Raw genomic sequence first — 22,261 nt, 5'->3', positions numbered from 1 at the left:
GATAAAAAAATAAACTATTTAAATGAATATCAAAAGTAAACAATTTAACTAATCATGATTGCTTATTTTTTGATTGCCAATTTTATTGCTATATGGTAAAAAAAGCTTAGTTACTTCTTTTTTAGTTTTATTTTTTTAAGTAAAAAAACAAACAAATTACAATTTTACACTTTCCCATTTTTAGTAATATAAACTGTTTTCATATTTAGCATTAACAATAATCTGTTGCTAGTCAAAAAAATCGTTTCCAATTATTAGTTATATAAGTAGGTATATGTTCAAAAAATTAAGCCCTCTTTGTTTTTTAACATAATTGCCAGATTCACGTAATGAGTTCTCAGCTGTCATTTTCAACTATTTGCTCTGTCGATTCAGAGTTCTGTTTAATTGTTAATATAAATGAGAGATTACCATGAATAAAATATATAAGTTGGTATGGAATGCACAGCGTCAAGCTTTTATCGTAACTTCAGAAAAAGCACAATCTAAGAGTAAATTATTTTTCACCAATTTACTGTCAATAACAACATTAACGTTAGCCTCGATTTCCATAAGCTATGCACAATGTATTGATAATCTTTCAGACATTAATACGAATTGCCAGCAGCAGAGTGATCAACAACCATACGACAATCATCAAGTTAGCCAGCAAACTCCAAAATATTTTCAATATCCTTACTCAATAACTAATTTAAACAATTCGGTGGAAATCACACTGCCAAATCATATTGAATCGAATGACGATGGTTATGATTACTCAAGTAGTTCTGATGTCGATAATTTAACTGTGAATCAGCCAGCGGGTGAAATCATTGGCGGTAAATATGGCATTAACATCAATCATAATGGTAAAGGCTCTACAAATCTTACCATTTCTGGCAGTGTTATTGGAAAGACAAATGCGGGGATACAAGTCACACATGCAATTGATGCCCAAGATTTAAATATTACAGAATTAGTTGGTGCTAATATTCATGGACAAGAATTTGGTATCCAGGCAATAAATAACGGGCGTGGGGTAACAACAATTACCACCTCAGAATCCGTGATCGCTGATAAGGGGATTGCTATTAATGTGGAAAATAATGTTGATACTAAAGGTTTAAATATCACGCAATCGGCTGGCGTCATTCATGGTATATTAGCGATTAGAGCTATGAATAATGGTAAAGGTTCATTGAACATCTCAACGTCGGGAGAAGTCATTTCTGACTCAGGAGATGGAGTCTACGGAATCAACAATTCAAACGCAAGTGATATTACTATTGGTCAATATGGCGGTTCAATCAAAGGTGCTCTAAATGGGATTTTTGCTAATAATGCAGGCAACGGTTCAACTACAATCACAACGGCTGGAAACATAACAGCACAAACACAATATGGCATATTCGCTCATAATGATTACAATACTCATGACTTAACAGTTACCCAGTCTAATGGACATATCACTAGTCAATCCCACGGTATGAAATTGGAAAACTATGGTAATGGTTCAACAGTCGTAACCACGTCGGGGGATATTATTAGTCAGGAAGGAGATGGGATAATAATCGATAATTTAAGCAATACCAAAAAACTTACATTTAACCAATTAAAAGGCAGTATAACTGGCTATCATCAAGGTATTAATTTAATCCACACTGGTAATGATGCTATGTCAATTACCGCCAATGGGGATATTATTGGTCAACAATCAAATGGTATAGCCGCTTTTGGCGCTGCAAATACTCAAGAATTAACTATCAATCAATTGAAAGGCAATATTATTGGTTACACTATTGGTATTTTTGCTCAAAATCGCGGCACAAATTCAACACTGATAACCACTTCTGGCAACGTAACAGGGCAAAATTTAAGCGGAATATCTGTTCAGAATGATACTAATACGCATGATATCACCATAAACCAAGCATCCGGTACAATCCATGGGAATTTAAATGGGATTGAAACTTTCAATATGGGTAATGGCACAACGCTAATTACAACTGCAGGTGAAATAACCTCAAGCTCATCAAGTGGTATCTATTCGATGAATTATAACAATGCGAAAGATATTAATGTGATTCAATCAATTGGAAGCATTTCTGGAAAAAACTATGGTGTTTATCTTGATAATAACGGTAATGGTTCAAGCTCTATCACTGTAGCTGGCAACGTTACTGGCGATAGTAAAGATGGTTTATTTGTTAATAATCATACTAATACTAAAAATCTAACCGCTAAACAATCTTCGGGTATGATTCAAGGAAAAGAGAATGGTATCAATTATAACAATTCTGGTAATGGCTCAACCTATATAACAACTTCAGGCAGTGTAAGTGGTGAAGAAAATGATGGTATATATGCAATTAACGATATTCATACACATGATTTGAATGTTATGCAAACGAAAGGTAGCATTAATGGATATCTAAATGGAATCAATATACAAAATAAAGGCAGTGGCTCAACATCAATAATTTCATCGGGTGATGTGGTTGGTAGCCAAAAAAATGGTATTCATGCATTAAATGATCAATCAAGTACTAACTTTGTTGTTTCGCAAACATCGGGATTGATTAAAGGGTTACTTTATGGTGTGTACATTGAAAATAATGGAACAGGATCAACATCAATTAATACATCTGGAGATATTGTTGGCGGTCAAGAAGACGGCCTTTATGCAGTAGGAAATGATAATACACAAGAAATAAAAATTGGTCAATTAGACGGCAATATCACAGGATCAAATCATGGCATTAATATTTTAAATAATGGTCAAAATTCCAGTACCATTACCACATTAGGCAAGGTTAATGGATTAGAAGGTCATGGTATTAATGCTATCAATAATTCTCATGCTAAAGATCTGACCGTGATTCAATCATCTGGCGAAATTAATGGTAAATTAAATGGCATTAAAATGCTCAACAATGGAACACGTTCAACCCTAGTCAGTATAGCCAGTAACGTTACCGGTAACTCGCTTGATGGAGTAGAAGTTATAGGACAGTCTTCAACCAATAATTTGATATTTGGACAGATAAAAAACAGTGAAATTAAGGGATATATTAACGGCGTTAATTTATTAAATAATGGACAAGGTTCAACAGGATTAAAAGTGGCAGGGAAAATAAATAGCCAAACCCGAGATGCTGTCCTTGTGGTTAATGATACCAACACGAACAATCTTTCGTTTAAACAAGAGAAAGAAGGCAATATAGAAGGCGCTTTAAATGGTGTTTACCTCACCAATCAGGGACGTGGATTTACGCATATTGTTAATGAAGGTTCAATTCTTTCTAATGGTGGTAATGGTATTTTCGTGGTAAATAAAAATTTGACACAAAACCTCAAAATTGAATCGTCTGGTAATATTAAAAGTTTTGATAATGGTATTAATGCCCTAAATGAAGGAAAAGGCTTTACCTCATTATCATCTTCATCAAATATTACAGCTAACATGGGTTCAGGAATTCATTTAATTAATGGAGAAACAGCAACCGATATGACAATTACTCAATTAAATGGCGTAATCTCAGGTTTTGATAGTGGTATTAAAGCGATAAATAATGGTTCAGGCTTCACGCAAATTGATATATCGGGCAAAGTGATTAGCCAAGATAATGTATCTGGGAATGGTATTTATACTTCAGGTAAAGAAAACGCGAAAACCTATATTAATCTTAATCAAGGTGCTGATGTTTCATCAGCAAATAATATTGCGATAAGAAATGAATCAACCGATTCCATCGTCTCACTAAATAATGGTTCTAAAGTAAGTGGAGAAATCAGATTAGGTTCGGGCAATGATACCTTGATCATGAATCAAGGTGCCGATATTTCTGCACTCACTATCATTGATGGTAGCGAGAAAAAAAATCAAATCAGGCGCGCATCTGAACTTGATACGCTCATACTGAATTTACATCTTACAGGTTCTTCAACCTCTGATGGTGCCATTAATAATGTTGCTATTTATAATTGGGAAGATATCACACTGAAAAATACAGGTAGATTAACATTAACTGGTGATCTTAACACCAACAAGCTAACGCTTGAATCTGGTGCTGTAGTTGACCTGCACCCTTCTCTTCATCAAGTTAAAGTTAATGGTAACGTCTACAATGGTGGAACAATCACTTTAAGTAACACTTTTGCCGGCGATAACATGACAATAAGTGGTGATTACATAGGTAATAATGGTAAATTAATACTCGACACCGTTGTTCAAGATAGTAATAGTCCAACAGATAAATTGATTGTAAACGGTAACACGTCGGGCAACACATTTATCAGCATCAATAATATTAATGGATTAGGTGCGGATACAGGTAATACCAATGGCATTGAAGTCGTTCATGTTGATGGTACGAGCACGAATGATGCATTTAGCATTGAAAATCAACATATCGATGTGGGCGCTTACGAATATATCCTATATAAAGGCGATATTAATAAACAAAATAATAATTGGTATTTACGATCATTTCTGATTAAAGATCCAGAGCAACCAATTAATCCGGACAAACCAACCGACCCCGAAAATCCGACTAATCCGGATGATCCGAACAATCCAGATAACCATACAGAACCTACCGACCCGATTATCGACCCCGATCCGCAAGATCCTAATGTAACCCCTGGAACAATAACATACCGAAAAGAAGTCCCAATGTTTGCTGCCATTCCCGCCCTATTACGTCAAGCTGATAATATTATGCAAGGCAATATGCACCAACGTATCGGCAATACGCCATTTTTAGATTCACCGATGACTTGGGGCCGATTCATCAATAAACGGATTAATTTACAACAGAGCGGTATAGCTAACGCGCATAGCAAAGGGAATTATACAGGCTTACAGTTAGGTAGTGATATTTTGCAGAATAAAGAATGGCGTATGGGGGCTTATTTTGGTTATTTGCGTGGAGATTTAAGTGTTGATGGCTTTGCGAGTGGCAAAAATGGTCGAGTGGGAAGTAACAAAATCGATTCATACTTTTTAGGTGCATATGGTACCTATATGCAAGACAATGGCACATATGTGGATATTGTTTTACAAGGTGCGCATCATCATACCGATGTAAAACCGAATGGAAATAAAAACAGCAAACAAAAAGGATACGGTTTCAGTGCATCGATCGAAACAGGCAAACCCTTTAACTTATCGGATAGTGGCTGGAAGTTAGAACCACAAGCTCAAATCATTCACCAATGGTTAAATTTGGATGATAGTCATGTGAGTGGAAACACTAAAATTAAACAAAGTCATATCAATAAATGGTTATTCCGTGTTGGTGGTCGATTTGAAGGTCTATTCCAAACCGAAACCGGTATTTTACGTCCCTATGCAAGGGCGAATTTATTCTATTCACCTAATGGCGCCGATCGTATTAACTTTGCCAGCCAGAGTGCATCAACAAAATTCAGTAATGGCGCAAAATACCTCAGCTCAGAAATTGCACTCGGTGGCAGTTATGAATTAAACAATCAAATGAGTATTTACACTGAAGTTGGGCATACGTGGACTAATGGTGGAAAAGCAAGAGTTAAAGCGCCTTTCAGTAGTTCAATAGGTATTAAAGCCAACTGGTAATATTACTTAGCATCCTAATTCAAAAACAGATAAAACCGATAAAGTTGTTCCTATCGGTTTTATCTTTATATTTGTTTACTAATTTTATTATTAAACCCCAATCATTCATCTAATCACGCTTCCAAATCGATAAAAACTAAAATTATATTTTTAGACTTTTGTGATATTAATTATCGTCTTCTAGCAACGATTTAAAATCGCTTTCACATCACTTCATAATTAATCTTAATAATTATCTTAAGCGCTATATAAAAAAACATTATGATAATGATTATTTTCTATAAAGATACTAATGAATTATGGTACTGTTTCGGCTTGTTATACAGATTTTGTTTCAAAATAGGAAAACAATTATGAGTCAATCATCCAATCCATTAGTTCGTTTCTATCTGAAAGTAGGATTAATACCACAGATACTATTAGGATTAATTTTAGGCATTATTTTGGCTGCCGTCTCAAAAGAAACCGCCTTAGATATGTCTTTGATTGGAGGACTTTTTATTAATGCGCTTAAATCCGTTGCGCCAATACTGGTTTTAATTCTTGTTATTGCCTCAATTGCCAATCACCAACGAGGTAAACAAGCAAACATGAAACCCTTAATTGCGCTCTATTTGACTGGAATGATGTTGGCAGCATTATTAGCCACCGTTGCCAGCTTTCTATTTCCGTCGCAAATCTCATTTGGTGATACGCTTGAAAATTTAACCCTTACTCCACCTAATGGCATTTCAGCGGTATTAAAAACCTTATTAGAAAAGATGATCGATAACCCTGTTAGTGCCCTTATTAACGCCAACTATATTGGCTTAATTATATGGGGTGTGGGCATTGGTTTAGCCTTAAGGCACTCAAGTGAAACAACCAAAACCATGATGAGCGATTTGTCTTATGCTATCTCATTTATTGTGAGAATTATCATCCGTTTTGCGCCCCTTGGTGTATTTGGACTTGTAGCATCAACACTGGCAGAAACAGGCTTTGGTGAATTATTAAAATATGCGCATTTACTGATTGTATTAGTCGCTTGTATGCTGATTGTTGCATTAGTGATTAATCCCCTACTCGCATTTCTGGTTATGCGTAAAAACCCTTATCCATTAGTATTTACATCTTTAAAAGAAAGTGCGATCCCCGCCTTTTTTACCCGTAGTTCTGCCGCCAATATTCCTGTTAATATTGAAATCTGTAAAAAATATAAAATGGATGAAGATACCTATTCGGTTGCTGTGCCACTTGGTGCTGCGATTAATATGTCTGGGGCGGCAATTACCATAACCGTTCTGACACTGGCCACTGTCAACTCAATGCCAGCAAGTGCTAATATCCATGTCGATATCTACTCCGCACTTTTACTCTGTATTATTACTTCTATATGTGCTTGTGGTGCATCAGGTATTGCCGGTGGCTCACTGCTTCTTATTCCGGTTGCCTGTAGTATGTTTGGCATACCGAATGAGATTTCAGCAAAAGTGATTGGTATCGGCATTGCAATAGGTGTCATTCAAGACTCCGTTGAAACCGCATTAAACTCATCCAGTGATGTGGTGTTTATCGGTGCTGTATCATCAGCAGCGCAAAAGAAACAATCGGCATTAAACTGACATCTTATTTTTTCATGAAGGATTATTTAAACAATAAGTTAATCAAACAAAATACTTCTCTGCTTAAATACCTCCCAAAAGCATGATAATCTAACCATTATCATGCTTTGCGATGAAAGTCACATTTTAACAATGTTATAGACACCATTCATGATGGTGTCTATAACCCACATGCACAATAAGATTGCTTTTATTAAAACGACTCATTATTATGAGAATCTTTTTAACAATTTGACAACCCCCTATAAATCACTATGTCAACACAGTCATTCTCAAAAAAAGGTAACGACACTAAAGCAGCATTGATCCGTAGTGGCATGGCGTTAATGACAACTTATGGCTACCTATCCTCAAATCTAGAAAGTATATTGAAACAGGTTGGTGTACCCAAAGGGTCATTTTATTACTACTTCAAAAGTAAAGAAGATTTTGGGCGAGCCATTATCGCGTCTTATGATAGCTTTTTTAGTCATAAATTAGATAAACATCTAACCGACAGCTTGATATCATCACCACTCGCGAGAATCAAAGCTTTTTATGAAGATGCTAAACAAGGCATGGCAAAATATGATTTTAATCGTGGTTGCTTAATTGGCGAACTAATCCAAGAAGAATCGTTATTACCGGAAGGGTATGCACAACTACTTGAACAGATTTTACAAAATTGGCAGACCAAACTAGAACACTGTTTATTACAGGCACAACAATGCGGAGAACTGAGTTCAGCGGTAAACTGTAAAGCCCTTGCAGAATTTTTTTGGATTGGTTGGGAAGGCGCCGTAACTCGTAGCAAATTAATAAAAAAATCGGCACCTTTAGATCTGTTTATTCAACTTTTTTTAGATAAAATAATTCAATAATACCAATGGTTAATTTTGATTTATTCCCTCCTAACCAATTCATGTTACGCACGCTTAAATAACCTTTAAAAGACAATTTATATTATTTTGATTGCCTATCATTAGGCAATATGATACAAATAATAGCGAATTATCGTACTATCTTTTCAAGCAAAAAATAATCGATAATTTCAATAGACAATCTTTTCACCTTGTACTTCGTTTCATCATTTTATTTGTAAATAAAGCGATTTTATTTGTATTCATAAATATCTTTACATAATGCATTAAATTTTAATAAGTTTTTTGTATCTCGTTACATTAATAACAAATATTCATTTGGTTAATTTTCTATCAGCATTTTCATTTAAATTAAAAGCTATATTTTACATAAATATAAATATCTCTGATTAAGTGAGAGGAAATAATGAACAAAATTTATAGGCTTATTTGGGATGCAGTACGTCAAAGTTATGTACCAACTTCGGAAAATACCCAAACAAAAGGGAAAAGTTTTTCGGTCAAATTGCTTACTGTTGTGAGTTTAAGTATGGTATTAACAAATTACAGTTATGCAAGTGACACGGCAAACGATTTAAATAATGCAATTGTTTTACAAAAACACAACATTAATCAATCATTAAATTTGCCATACGGCGGTAATCCTCTACAGAATTTTATTAATCACAGCGCTGGCATAAGTATTTTTGCCACCTCAAAAAACATCACTATATCAAACGACATTAACAACTCGAGTGATGGATACGATTACACAACCGACAGTAACACCAGTGATTTTACTTTTAACCAAGCGGCTGGCTCCATAACTGGTGAAGCCAGTGGAGTGAATATTACTCACGGCGGTATTGGTTCAAGTAACATCATGCTATCAGGCGTGATTACAGGAAAAGCTGAGAATGGGCTCGCGGTAAACAATACCGAAACCACAAAAGATTTAAAAGTATCACAAATGGGTAACAGTACCATTCAGGGTAAAAAAAATGGGATCAAAGTCGAGAATAAAGGTAACGGAACCACAACACTAACCACTTCTGGACGCGTTGTTGGTGAAGCAGCCAACGGAATACAAGCTGATAATGCGACAAGTGCAAAGGATCTTAAGGTTATCCAACTGATAGGAAGTATATCGGGCAGAACAAACGGTATTTATGCAAACAATAGCGGAACGGGCTCGACAACGGTCACTACCTCTGGCGAAGTCATTGGTAGCCAACATGAAGGAATTTACATATTTAATGATACCACAGCCAAAGACATCACCGTTACACAAATGAATGGCAGTAGTATTAAAGGCCACGCAAATGGTGTCAATATTATAAACAACGGTATAGGATCGACGTTGATTAATGCATCAGGAAGTGTTGAAGGTCAAACAGCAAATGGCATGTTTGTCGTCAACAAAGAACATACAGAAGATCTCACCGTTAACCAATTAGAAGGCACGATTCATGGTAGTACAAATGGTATTAACATGACAAATAATGGTAACGGTTCAACACTGGTTACGACTTCAGGTGATGTCATTGGTGATCAAAATGACGGGTTATTCAATGCTAATCATGCCAATGCCCATGACCTCACACTTAATCAGTTATCCGGCAAGATTCAAGGTAAGCAAAACGGGATCAATATGGCGAATAATGGTAAAGGCTCAACCTTTATCACCACCTTAGGTAATATTATTGGTACTGAAAATGATGGGCTGTACTCCTATAACGGAAACAATACGCATGACCTTACTGTGCATCAATCTGGGGGCACTATAAATGGCAAGCTTAATGGCATCAATCTTGCCAACCAAGGAAACGGATCAACCACCATTAACTCAGTGGGTGATGTCATAGGCGAAAATAATGATGGCATGTATGTGGCGAATGATGTCAACACGCAAGATCTGACGATTAAACAAAACGGTGGCAAAATCAGTGGCAATACGAACGGGATTAATCTTGCTAATAAAGGAAAGGGATCCACATTCATAACAACACAAGGAAAAGTGTTAGGCAACCAAAATGATGGTATGTTTGCCCTTAATGATACTACCACTCAGAATCTCACCGTCGAACAATCAGACGGAAGTATTCAAGGTAATAAAAATGGCATAAACATGGCGAACAAAGGCAACGGTTCAACCCAAATTACCACATCGGGTGAAGTCATTGGGAAAAATAATGATGGCATGTATGCCTTTAATGATATCAACACACAAAACATCACCGTCAACCAAAAAGGTGGAAAAATTTCTGGTAATTTAAATGGAATAAACATGGCCAATAGCGGTAAAGGTTCAACCACTATTACCACATCAGGCGAAGTATTTGGCAATAATAACGACGGTTTATATGCGGCGAATCAATCAAACACTCAAAATTTATCTATTACACAATCGGCAGGCATCATTAACGGGAATGCCAATGGAATCAACATTGCCAATCATGGTAATGGATCGACTTCTATTTCAACATCAGGTGTGATAAAAGGACAGAAAAATGACGGTATGTACGCCTTAAATGGCACCAATTCACATGATCTAACCGTTAAGCAATCATCAGGAAATATTTATGGTGCATTAAACGGTATCAATATGGCGAACAGTGGTCTAGGTGAAACCAACATTACCACGTCGGGAGATGTAATCGGTGCAAAATACGATGGGTTATATGCTGTTAACGATGTCCATACAACAGATATGAAGATAAATCATATACAAGGTAACATTACAGGCCAAAAAAACGGTATCAATATTACCAACAAAGGTGAAGGTTCATCTTATATAACATTAACCGGTAATGTAACCGGTTCAACTTATGATGCAATCGTTGCTTCAAATGATTCAACCGCTAATGATTTATCGGTAATACTTGATAATAATGCCACCATTACAGGACAACTCAATGGCATCAATTTAGTGAATAAAGGTCGTGGTTCAACCTCTATTAACATTAATGGATCTGTCCTAAGCCATTCTTTAGATGCAATCATTGTGGCTAATGATGTTACAACAAAAGATTTAATCTTTTCGCTCCAAAATCAGGCACATATTCAAGGAAGTAAAAATGGGGTCAATCTGACTAACCAAGGATTAGGATCGACATCCATTACTGTCGGAGGTAACATTCAAGCTGGACGTGGAGATGCGATTTCAGCGTCCAATAAAAATAAAGCTCAACATTTATATATTGAACAAAGGGCAACCAGTAACGTAACCAGTTCAGATAATGGTATCAATGTGAGTAATTTAGGAACAGGGATTTCATCTATTATTGTATCAGGAAATATTAATGGTGATAATGGTTCGGGAATATTAGTTAAAAACGGCAATACATCAAGCGATCTCATCTTATCCCAAAAGGCTGGTAGAATAATTGGACTAAATAGTGGGATTAATGTCACCAATAACGGGACAGGCATAACTAAAATTGATATCGCAGGTACGGTAGTTGGTAAAGGGCAAAATCAACTTAACCTTCCTGGTGCTGGCATTTACTCATCAGGTAATGTTGGGACAAAAACCTATATCAATCTTAATGCAGGATCGGATGTTTCAGCCCTAGTAGGCGCATCAATTAAAAATGAAATTAGTGATGCGATAATTACCCTCAATGATGGTTCAAAAATCAGTGGACAAATCCTACTTGGCACGGGTAATGATACCCTCACCATTCATAAAAATGCGAATATTACCGACCTCACGATTATTGATGGTGGTAGTGATACAATGCGCAGTTCACAATCATCGTCAACCGATACACTGAATCTTTACCAAGATCTGACAGGATCATCAACAAGTACGGGGCGTAGTGGCGATGTATCTGTGCTAAATTGGGAAAATATCAATGTAGGGCAAGGGATAACATTTACATTAACAGGCGATTTAGATACTCAAAACCTTACCTTAAACGCTGATTCTGTTTTGAAATTACAAACATCATTAAATCAAGCTACGGTAAACGGTACCATCAATAACGCAGGTACCATAACGCTGAGTAATTCAAAGGCTGGCGAAAATTTAATAATTAACGGTGACTATGTCGGCAACAATGGTAAATTAATACTGGATACCGTGGTACAAGGTAGTGAAAGTGATACCGATAGATTAAATGTGAATGGTCATGTAACTGGACAAACACAATTACAGATAAATAATGTCAATGGAATTGGGGCGGACACCACAAATACAAATGGCATTAAAGTGGTAAATGTGACCGGTAGTAGTACCAATGACGCATTCAATCTTCAAGGTGGACATTTAGATGTCGGCGCTTTCGAATATTATCTTTATAAAGGTGATCTCAATCATCAAAATGATAATTGGTATTTACGCTCCTATTTGGACAACCTAAATGAAGATCAAAATACCGACAAGAATAATACTCATTCAGAGAATGAAGAAAATAACTCGGGTACAACTGATTCTAACGATGACGAAAATAATCACGATTTAAACCCTATTATTGATTCAAATCATCAAAAAGATCAGAAGAATAATGCCAACAACAAACGTTTAACTTACCGAAAAGAGGCCCCACTTTATTCAGCGGTGAGTAAGCAATTACGTCAAGCGGATATTATCATGCTTAGCAATCTGCACCAACGCATTGGTAATACGCCAAGCAACGATGTCACTAACACATGGGGTAGATTCATTGCAGCACGCAATGATATCAAACAAAACGGCGTATTAAATACTCACAGCAAAGGAAATTACACCGGTTTACAATTAGGTAGTGATATCTGGCAAGATAATGACTGGCGTATAGGCGCTTATTTTGGTTATCTATACGGTGATTTAAAAGTTAACGGGTTTGCTAGTGGTGTAAATGGACATGTTGGAAAAAATACGACTAACACGTATTTTGTTGGTGCTTATGGGACTTACACGCATGATGACGGCAGTTATCTGGATTTAGTGGTGCAAGCTGCACGACATAAAGTCAATATCAAACCAAACAGTAACACCAACAGCAAACAAAAAGGCTATGGCGCCACCGCTTCACTCGAATTAGGTAAACCGTTTACATTCAGTGATATGGGTTGGAAGCTAGAACCTCAAGCACAGATTATACACCAGTGGCTCGATCTGGATAAAAGCCATATAAATGGTAACACAACCGTCAAACATAGTAATAATAATGCTTGGCTATTCCGTATTGGGGGTAGACTCGAAAACGATTTTGCTATGGATTTTGGCACATTAAGACCCTATGCGCGAGTAAATCTGTTCTATTCGCCAAATGGTGCTGATCGTACCCACTTCGCTACACCAAGTTACACCAAGACAATCCGTAGTGGTGCGTCACATACCAGTACCGAATTAGCGATTGGTGGAAGCGTTGACATCAACACGCAATTTACCGCCTACGGTGAATTGGGTCACACTTGGTCAAATGGTGGCAATGCCAGAGTCAAAGCCCCAATAAATGGGTCAATAGGCATCAAGGCCAACTGGTAAATTAATATAACAACCCAATTAAAACCGATATTATGTGATCAAACAAATATCGGTTTTTTTATATTAAAGCCGTTATACAAGTTTAGGCTGACTGAAATAACCCTAAAATTAACCCGATTGATTAATACGATTGATGGCGATTTTAGCGCTTCAATAGCTTGATTAATATCTGTTGCAATAGACTAGACAATCGGTCTATAATTTTTAGACCGACTGTCTAGCAACATTAAATCAGCCTGTTCACTGACTACCTGTTCTACCAATTCAGTGAGTAAACATACCTTAGATTGCCAAATGTAATAAGGAATAACCATGTCATTCAAAGCTATTTTGTTAGAAAAAGATGAAAACCACGGTTTTACAAGTTCTATAAAAACCGTTTCCCAACAGCAATTACTTGCTCAACAAGGTGACACATTAATCGAAGTTCACTACTCAAGCATTAACTATAAAGATGCATTAGCACTCACTAACAAAAGTCCCGTTGTCAGGCAATGGCCAATGATACCGGGTATTGATGGCGTGGGTTGTGTCATTGAGTGTGCAAATGGTCACTATCAAAAAGGGGATATGGTCATCTTAAACGGTTGGGGATGTGGTGAAACCCACTGGGGATGTTTAGGACAATATGCCTACTTAAAATCAGAATGGTTAATTCCGTTACCACAAAATATCACCCCTTATCAATCAATGGTTTTGGGTACTGCGGGCTATACCGCCGCCTTATGTGTAAAACGACTACTTGATTTCGGCATCAAACCGCAAAATGGCGCTATACTTGTAACGGGTGCAAGTGGTGGCGTGGGTTCCATTGCCGTTGCCCTGCTAAGCAAATTAGGTTATAGCGTGACAGCCTCGACCAGCAAAATGGATGATCAAGACTACCTACGCAAACTTGGTGCAACCACTATTATTGATAGCCAACCATTAAAACAAGCGGGCAAACCACTCCAAAAAGAACAATGGGCTGCTGTTGTCGATGTCGTTGGATCACACACACTCGCAAATGCGTGTGCACAAACACAATATGGTGGCATAGTGGCTTGCTGTGGATTGGCACAAGGTATGGATTTACCAGCTACGGTTGCGCCGTTTATTTTGCGTGGCGTAACATTAGCCGGTGTTGATAGTGTGATGGCAAATTATCACAATCGTGTTGCGGCATGGCAGTTATTATCCCAACATCTTGATGCGTCAATACTGTCTCATATTGGCAAGACCATAACTTTAAACGACTGTAATGATATCGCCACTAAAATGATAGCTGGTCAAATAAAAGGTCGTTATGTGGTTGATGTAAAACAATAAAGTTAATGTTAACGCCTTAAAAGCATTCAACCCAATTTGAGAAAGCTTATCAATAATCGACAAATTAATACGGTGTGTTACACACCGTTCTGAACTCATTGAAATATAAAATAAAACTTATTACAATAATCTATACATCTAATCCATTTCGATTACTAATAACACTAATTGGTTTAACTTCTTTTAGTAAATTAAGGAGTAAGCTATTTACTCTTGAGGATCTTAAATATGGATATTCTCGAAAACAAAAAGCTATTGAGTATATTTAGTTTCAGTCTGATTTTAATCACATCATCCTTATCTGCTAAAACGGCTACGCATAACCAAACCATTACTGAAACAACTGAAAATATCAATCATATCAATATTGAAAATAATGATAATATAAAAACTCCTTATCAAGATTTCATTGACTATTTAACACAAAAAAATATAAATTTTTCAATAAATAATAATGAGATTGTCATCAATCAAAATTTTTATTTAAGAGATTATACGGGTCAACTACCTTCTAATTTATCTGTCAAAGGCGATCTAACTTGTAACAATAAAACTTCACTGACCACCCTACCCTCAAATTTATCGATTAACGGGACTTTTGATATCATGTTTTGTGGTTTTATCACAGATTTACCAAACCAGTTAACCGTAGGATTTTTAGATCTGAATAATAGCTTTATCACATCAGTACCTGACGATTTGAGCGTTGATAATTTAAATTTAAGTGAAAGTTTTATCACCCAATTACCTGATAATTTTACAGTCAAAAATGATTTAGATTTTGAGCGCAGTTTAGTAAAAAAATTACCGAACAATCTCAAAGTTGGTGGAAAATTAATCTTAAATAATACATTAATTACTGAACTACCAGAGGATTTATCAGTAGGCAAAAGTTTACATTTAGATGTAAATAATATAAAAAATATTGTTTATCGTGAACACGTTGGGGAAGAAGATATTTCTTTATTTTCGGTATATATCAACGGTGAAATACAAGTATCTGTACCACATTGGTCATTTCTTGGTAATCTACAATCCTTTGAGTCAAAACTTAATGAGAGGTTTTCAACCAGTAGTAATGAAGAATATCTTAATGCGGCTCGTGAATGTGTAGAAGAGTTGTCTGAAAAAAGAAAAAACCGATCTGAAACTTATAATATTGACTTAATCAATAATAATGAAAATAAAACAAACGTTGACACTGTTAATCAAACCACTTTAGACAATGAAAAGATACAAGAAAAATATAAAGAGTTATTCAAACTTTTAAATGAACAAAAATATAATTACTTCATTAAACACGATACGATTTTTATCGATCATAATCTTGAACTAAATGAAACATCCCTACTCCAATTGCCTGATAATTTATATATAAAAGGATTTTTGGATATCAATTCAAGTAAAATGACTCAGCTCCCCAAAAATCTACATGTAAGTTTAAACTTAGATGCAAGTAATACCCTATTAACCGAATTACCCGATAATTTATATGTTCACAACGAATTAGATGTCAGTAATACTCCGCTAAAAAAACTACCAAATAATTTATCAGTAAAAGATTTAAGGTTAAATAACACGTTGATAACCAATTTACCAGATAACCTGGTAGTCAATAATTTGAACTTAATGAACACCCCAATAACTCATCTTCCTAAAACGCTTTCAGTTAAACAGGATTTGATATTGAATTACAGTCAGATTAAAACATTACCAAATAACCTTACGCTAAGGGGTGACCTTGATTTATCTAATACTTCGATTTCTCAATTACCGAATAAATTATCAGTAGGAGAAAGTTTAAAATTAAATAATACGCAAATAACGGTTTTACCCAATGATTTATTCGTCGGTAAAAGTTTGCTCGTAGATGTAAAAAACATCAAAAATATCACCTACCGAGAAAATATTGGGAATGATGATGTCACACTATTTGCGGTATTTGTTAACAATGAAATACAAATATCTGTTCCCCGCTGGTCATTTTTAGGTAATATTAAACTGTTTGAAGAAAAAACGATCGAAAAATTGTCAAATGAAGAGGTGCATGAATATCAGCAAGCCGCTAAAGAATGTTTTATTGAATTAATCAACATCCGCGAAAACAGTAATAATGATCAAATACTTTAGCATTTTATTTGTAAAAACCTAGGCGTTATTCTTTCGAAAACTTAAACGCTAAACAAAATTGTTTAGCTAATTTTCAATAGATAACGCATCTTTTATATTTCATCATGTTATATTTAATTAAAATGTGATTTTTGATCATCAAGATCAGGCGTAAATCCCCGTTCATCAATCACCTCGACCCAATCCGGTACGATTGGCGTTCGGCAGTAATAAGTGGCTTTGGCGTCTCGTATTTTGATTCGTTCAAATTCGGGGGTTTGTGGATCGCCATACAGTTCAGGATCGCCCGAACGGTTTAATTTTTTAAAACGCTCATGTTCAGCTGACGTATTATGAGACCAAGGTTTGGGGTAGCCTAATGTGGCAAAAATGCGATTACCGATAAAAGAATAACGACCACCCAATAAGAAAAAAAATAAAATTGTAAAACTCAAAAACATATAAAAGATTGAAAAAGTAAAAAACAGAAATAAATCGCTATCCAGACTAGAATTAGAATAGAACATAAACATACAAATCATATAAATTAATAAGCATAATACCCCTACCACTTTAGCTGAATTCTTTAATTGATACAAAGTCGGCATATCTACTGAGTGAGGAAAATATAAAGCGTGGGTTTTCGGTATTCTGACAGCATAAGATTGATAATAGTTATCATCACTTTTATCCACAACCATTTCCACATAGTCACCGTTTTTAAAGCTAATATGGGTTAATTTGCCTTCGACAAATTTACGCCCAACAAAACAACAAAATCTTTTCCCTTTCAATGTAATGCTACCTAATGAAAACATCATCAAGAAGGGGAAAAGTATTAAAATTAAAAATAGAATTACCATTACAATATTAGAAGCTATTTCATCGATTAAGCTGGAATAATATGATTGAGACTCTTTTGGGTCATCGAATATTTGCAGTTGGCTGATCGTTCCTTTTAATAAACTGTACTGTTTAAACATTTTTATCTCTATTTTTTCTTTCGTTATATAGTATATTTTTGTTTGATGTCGGCTAGCTCGTCATGCGTGGTGGCGTTAAACGCTTCGACCATCCAGTCTGGCCAACCTTGACCTTCTATAATCTCTTTTTTAAATTGAAGCTCTTCATCAGTCTTATATTTGCCTTCGTTTAAGTCGATTAAATCATCAAAACACATAAAATTATTGACCCAACCCCAGACCAGATAACTGCCTACACCAGCGCGTAATGGGTCTAATAGTATATGGTCGATTGTCTTATGGGTATGAGGTTTACATACCATTAATATGGTGCTATTCAGTGAGTTTCGAGAAAAGTTATGCACCACTACCCCTTGTAAGTACGCCCAATCAAATTCTTTAATTCGTTTTTTATTGGGGTATAAAAAGGTTAACGGATTGCGTAGTATTTTAAAATTAAAAAAATAACTTTCGTTTACATACACTTTACCCGTTTTACGGTTAAAAATGATTGGTTCACCTCGGCGAGTAAATAAATTATGATAAAGTTCAGGAATTATAAGATACATAGCGACTACTGAAATGACCTCTGCAAATATAGGTAGAATCAAAAAATAAATCTCATCTTTACTATCCCATAATAAAATTAATTGAAAAGACATATACATTGCAATAGGTAAGAATAAAATAACGACAGTAAATATCACTGAATAAAAAATCTGATCCTCCTCTATTTTACGAATAAATGCACAATAATTATCATTGGCATAAAGTAGTCGATCATCCTCCCCCATTAAATATGTCGGGCCTTTATTTAAATCGCCAATACAACCGGGTATTTGTGGGCGGTATTTTGATGCCATGTTAACTCCTGATTCCTTATTATATAGCGTTATATCCAAGTCTATTATGACGCTTCAACATTATACTTCTGTTTAATGTCGGCTAGCTCATCATGCGTGGTGGCATTAAATGCTTCGACCATCCAGTCTGGCCAATCTTGACCTTCTATAATCTCTTTTTTAAATTGGAGCTCTTCATCAGTTTTATATTTGCCTTCGTTTAAGTCGATTAAATCATCAAAACACATAAAATTATTAACCCAACCCCAGACAAAATAACTGCCTACACCAACGCGTAATGGGTCTAACAGTATATGATCGATTGTCTTATAGGTATTGGGTTTACACACCATTAAGATGACGCTATTGCGTGAATATCGGGAAAAGTTATGCACCACTACCCCTTGTAAATATGCCCAATCATACTCTTTAATACGCTTTTTATTCGGGTGTAAATAGGTAAGCGGATTTTTTAAAAATTTAAAATTAAAAAAATAGCTTTCGTTGACATACACTTTACCTGTTTTACGGTTAAAAATGATTGGGGCACCTTGGCGAGTAAATAAGTTTTGGTATAATTCAGGTAAAATAACATAAATCCCCAAACAACAACATATAAAACATGATATACCTAAAATTTCAGTTTTCACATCATATGGTGAAGTATTGAATACAAAAACTAACAGTATCGATAAAATAGTTGCTGGAATCGAAAGAATAAATGCTAATAAATAACCCAATGTATGACCAATCTGTTCTATTTTCGGTTTTCGAATGAAAACACAATAATTATCATTAGCATAAAGCAGTCGATTATCGGCATCCGATATATATTTTGTGCCTTTATCTAAATCGCCAATACAACCGGGTATTTGTGGGCGGTATTTTGATGCCATGTTAACTCCTTATTCCTTATTATATAGCGTTATATCCAACTTATTATTATGACTCAATATTATATTTTTGTTTGATTTTAGCTAGCTCGTCATGCGTGGTGGCATTAAATGCTTCAACCATCCAGTCAGGCCAACCTTGGCCTTCTATAATCTCTTTTTTAAATTGAGTTTCTTGTTCCCATTTGTATTTGCCATCGTTCAAGCTGATTAAATCATTCGCACACATAAAATTATTGACCCAACCCCAGACCTGATAACTACCAATGCCATTGCGTAGCGGATCTAACATAATATGATCGATGGTTTTATTGGTATTGGGTTTGCACACCATTAAAATGGTGGAATTGAGGGAATATCGGGAATAGTTATGCACCACCACCCCTTGTAAATACGCCCAATCGTATTCTTTAATACGTTTTTTATTGGGATGCAAAAAGGTTAAAGGGTTGCGTAATATCTTAAAATTAAAAAAATAGCTTTCATTGACATACACTTTACCGGTTTTACGGTTAAAAATAATGGGGCTGCCTTTACGAGTGAAAAGGTTTTGGGATAAACCAGGAACAACTATTGCGTATAAAGCAAAAATACATGTGATTAAACAGATTGTTATAATAATGAATACGAATAAATCTTCTTTATTTTTGAACCTTAAAAGGAGATGACATAATTTAGTACCAAAAAAAAGAACTGCACCACTAACACATAGCATTATGAAACATAATGATAGATAAAAAAGTTGATCGAATAAAGTTTTACGTATAAAAACGCAATAATTATCATTGGCATACAATAAACGCCGATCGGCACCTGTTAAATAGTTACCGCCTTTATCTAAATCACCTATCCAACCAAGGATTTGGGGTTGATATTTTGATGGCATGCTTTTACTCCTGATTCCTTATTGTATAGCGTTATATCCAAGTTTATTATGACGCTTTAACATTATACTTTTGTTTAATGTTTGTCAGCTCCTCATGCGTGGTGGCATTAAATGCTTCGACCATCCAGTCTGGCCAACCTTGACCTTTTATAATCTCTTTTTTAAATTGGGTTTCTTGTTCCCATTTGTATTTGCCATCGTTCAAGCTGATTAAATCGTTCGCACACATAAAGTTATTAACCCAACCCCAGACCTGATAACTACCGATGCCATTGCGAAGCGGATCTAACATAATATGGTCGATGGTTTTATGGGTATTGGGTTTGCATACCATTAAGATAGTGGAATTGAGGGAATATCGGGAAAAGTTATGCACGACCACCCCGTGTAAATCTGCCCAATCGTATTCTTTAATACGTTTTTTATTAGGATGCAAAAAGGTTAAGGGGTTGCGTAATACCTTAAAATTGAAAAAATAGCTTTCATTGACGTACACTTTACGTGTTTTACGATTAAAAATAATGGGGGATCCTTTACGAGTAAAAAGGTTTTGGAATAAACAAGGAATAACTATTGCGTATAAAGCAAAAATACAAGTGATTAAACCGATTGTTATAATAATGAATACAGTTAGATCTTCTTTCATTGTGAACCCTAATAGAAGATGACATAATTTAGCGCCAAAAAAAAGAATTAGACTACTTATACATAGCAATATGAAACATAATGAAAGATAAAAAAGTTGATCGAATAAAGTTTTACGTATAAAAACGCAATAATTATCATTGGCATACAATAAACGTTGATCGGCACCCGTCAAATAGTTACCGCCTTTATCTAAATCGCCTATCCAACCAAGAATTTGGGGTTGATATTTTGATGGCATGGTTTTACTCCTGATTCCTTATTGTATAGCGTTATATCCAAGCTTATTATGACGCTTCAATATTATACTTTTGTTTGATGTTGGCTAGCTCCTCATGCGTGGTAGCATTAAACGCTTCGACCATCCAGTCTGGCCAACCTTGACCTTTTATAATCTCTTTTTTGAATTGGGTTTCTTGTTCCCATTTGTATTTGCCATCGTTCAAGCTGATTAAATCATTCGCACACATAAAATTATTGACCCAACCCCAGACCAGATAACTACCAATGCCATTGCGTAGCGGATCTAACATTATATGGTCAATGGTTTTATAGGTATTGGGTTTGCATACCATTAATATGGTGCTATTGAGGGAATATCGGGAATAGTTATGCACCACTACCCCTTGTAAATACGCCCAATCGTATTCTTTAATACGTTTTTTATTGGGATGCAAAAATGTTAAAGGGTTACGTAATACCTTAAAATTGAAAAAATAGCTTTCATTGACATATACTTTACCCGTTTTACGATTAAAAATAATGGGGCTACCTCGGCGAGTAAACAAGTTGTGGTAAAATTCAGGAATAATAATGTAGATTGCAAAAAAACAAAGAATAAATGACGAAATAGATAGAATTGCTATTTCTGATTCATTTTCAGTATTATATACAAAAAATAAAAGTATTAATAACACCATCGTAGGAATTAACAAAATAATTAAAATCAAACTGATAAATAAATAAAAAATTTGATTTGATTTCGTTTTACGGATAAAAGCACAATAATTATCATTAGCATACAATAAACGTTGATCGGCACCTGTTAAATAGTTACCGCCTTTATCTAAATCACCTATCCAACCAAGGATTTGGGGTTTATATTTTGATGGCATGGTTTTA

Annotated in this window: 12 protein-coding genes; 6 read left to right on the top strand and 6 right to left on the bottom strand. The window is 35.3% G+C overall.

Translation table 11 applies throughout. From position 1 onward, the window contains the following. Positions 1 to 412: 412 nt before the first annotated feature. From ACKJXD_RS05695 to ACKJXD_RS05670, 6 genes are all read left to right on the top strand, one after another. Positions 413 to 5,578 (top strand): autotransporter outer membrane beta-barrel domain-containing protein, encoded by a 5,166-nt coding sequence (locus ACKJXD_RS05695; protein ID WP_430875778.1) that lies wholly within the window; start codon positions 413 to 415, stop codon positions 5,576 to 5,578. Positions 5,579 to 5,931: 353 nt separating this feature from the next. Continuing rightward, on the top strand, positions 5,932 to 7,182 hold the full coding sequence (gene sstT, locus ACKJXD_RS05690) for a serine/threonine transporter SstT (RefSeq protein WP_220216703.1): 1,251 nt from the start codon (positions 5,932 to 5,934) through the stop codon (positions 7,180 to 7,182). Between the two features lie 254 nt (positions 7,183 to 7,436). Then, entirely contained in the window at positions 7,437 to 8,042 is a 606-nt protein-coding gene (locus ACKJXD_RS05685) for a TetR/AcrR family transcriptional regulator (protein ID WP_220216702.1), read from the top strand. Positions 8,043 to 8,448: 406 nt separating this feature from the next. Further along, positions 8,449 to 13,494 (top strand): autotransporter outer membrane beta-barrel domain-containing protein, encoded by a 5,046-nt coding sequence (locus ACKJXD_RS05680; RefSeq protein WP_430875777.1) that lies wholly within the window; start codon positions 8,449 to 8,451, stop codon positions 13,492 to 13,494. A gap of 312 nt (positions 13,495 to 13,806) precedes the next feature. Next, positions 13,807 to 14,802 carry an MDR family oxidoreductase gene (locus ACKJXD_RS05675; protein ID WP_430875776.1) on the top strand — a complete coding sequence of 332 codons (996 nt, stop codon included), beginning with the start codon at positions 13,807 to 13,809 and terminating at the stop codon, positions 14,800 to 14,802. A 228-nt stretch (positions 14,803 to 15,030) separates the two neighbouring features. Beyond that, positions 15,031 to 16,932, top strand: coding sequence for a hypothetical protein (locus tag ACKJXD_RS05670; protein ID WP_430875775.1), 1,902 nt, complete (start codon positions 15,031 to 15,033; stop codon positions 16,930 to 16,932). A gap of 113 nt (positions 16,933 to 17,045) precedes the next feature. Here the strand turns inward: ACKJXD_RS05670 and ACKJXD_RS05665 are convergent, their stop codons facing one another. The 6 genes from ACKJXD_RS05665 to ACKJXD_RS05640 are packed head-to-tail and all read right to left on the bottom strand — an operon-like array spanning position 17,046 to position 22,254. Then, on the bottom strand, positions 17,046 to 17,894 hold the full coding sequence (locus ACKJXD_RS05665; RefSeq protein ID WP_430875774.1) for a hypothetical protein: 849 nt from the start codon (positions 17,892 to 17,894) through the stop codon (positions 17,046 to 17,048). Between the two features lie 23 nt (positions 17,895 to 17,917). Further along, positions 17,918 to 18,736, bottom strand: a complete 819-nt coding sequence (locus ACKJXD_RS05660; RefSeq protein WP_430875773.1) for a DUF6708 domain-containing protein — start codon at positions 18,734 to 18,736, stop codon at positions 17,918 to 17,920. Positions 18,737 to 18,780: 44 nt separating this feature from the next. Then, complete coding sequence (locus ACKJXD_RS05655) at positions 18,781 to 19,611, bottom strand: DUF6708 domain-containing protein (RefSeq protein WP_430875772.1); 831 nt, start codon at positions 19,609 to 19,611, stop codon at positions 18,781 to 18,783. A gap of 46 nt (positions 19,612 to 19,657) precedes the next feature. After that, a complete protein-coding gene (locus tag ACKJXD_RS05650) occupies positions 19,658 to 20,494 on the bottom strand; it encodes a DUF6708 domain-containing protein (protein WP_430875771.1) in 837 nt (278 codons plus the stop codon). A gap of 46 nt (positions 20,495 to 20,540) precedes the next feature. Then, positions 20,541 to 21,380: a DUF6708 domain-containing protein gene (locus tag ACKJXD_RS05645; protein ID WP_430875770.1), complete on the bottom strand. Its 840-nt coding sequence runs from the start codon at positions 21,378 to 21,380 to the stop codon at positions 20,541 to 20,543. Between the two features lie 46 nt (positions 21,381 to 21,426). Continuing rightward, positions 21,427 to 22,254, bottom strand: coding sequence for a DUF6708 domain-containing protein (locus tag ACKJXD_RS05640; protein ID WP_430875769.1), 828 nt, complete (start codon positions 22,252 to 22,254; stop codon positions 21,427 to 21,429). Positions 22,255 to 22,261 lie beyond the last annotated feature (7 nt).

This window comes from Gilliamella sp. G0441 (genome assembly GCF_050589305.1).
In the GTDB taxonomy this organism is placed as follows: Bacteria; Pseudomonadota; Gammaproteobacteria; order Enterobacterales; family Orbaceae; genus Gilliamella.
Note: the sequence above shows the minus strand (reverse complement) of the source record. Positions and strands in the feature narration are given on the sequence as shown.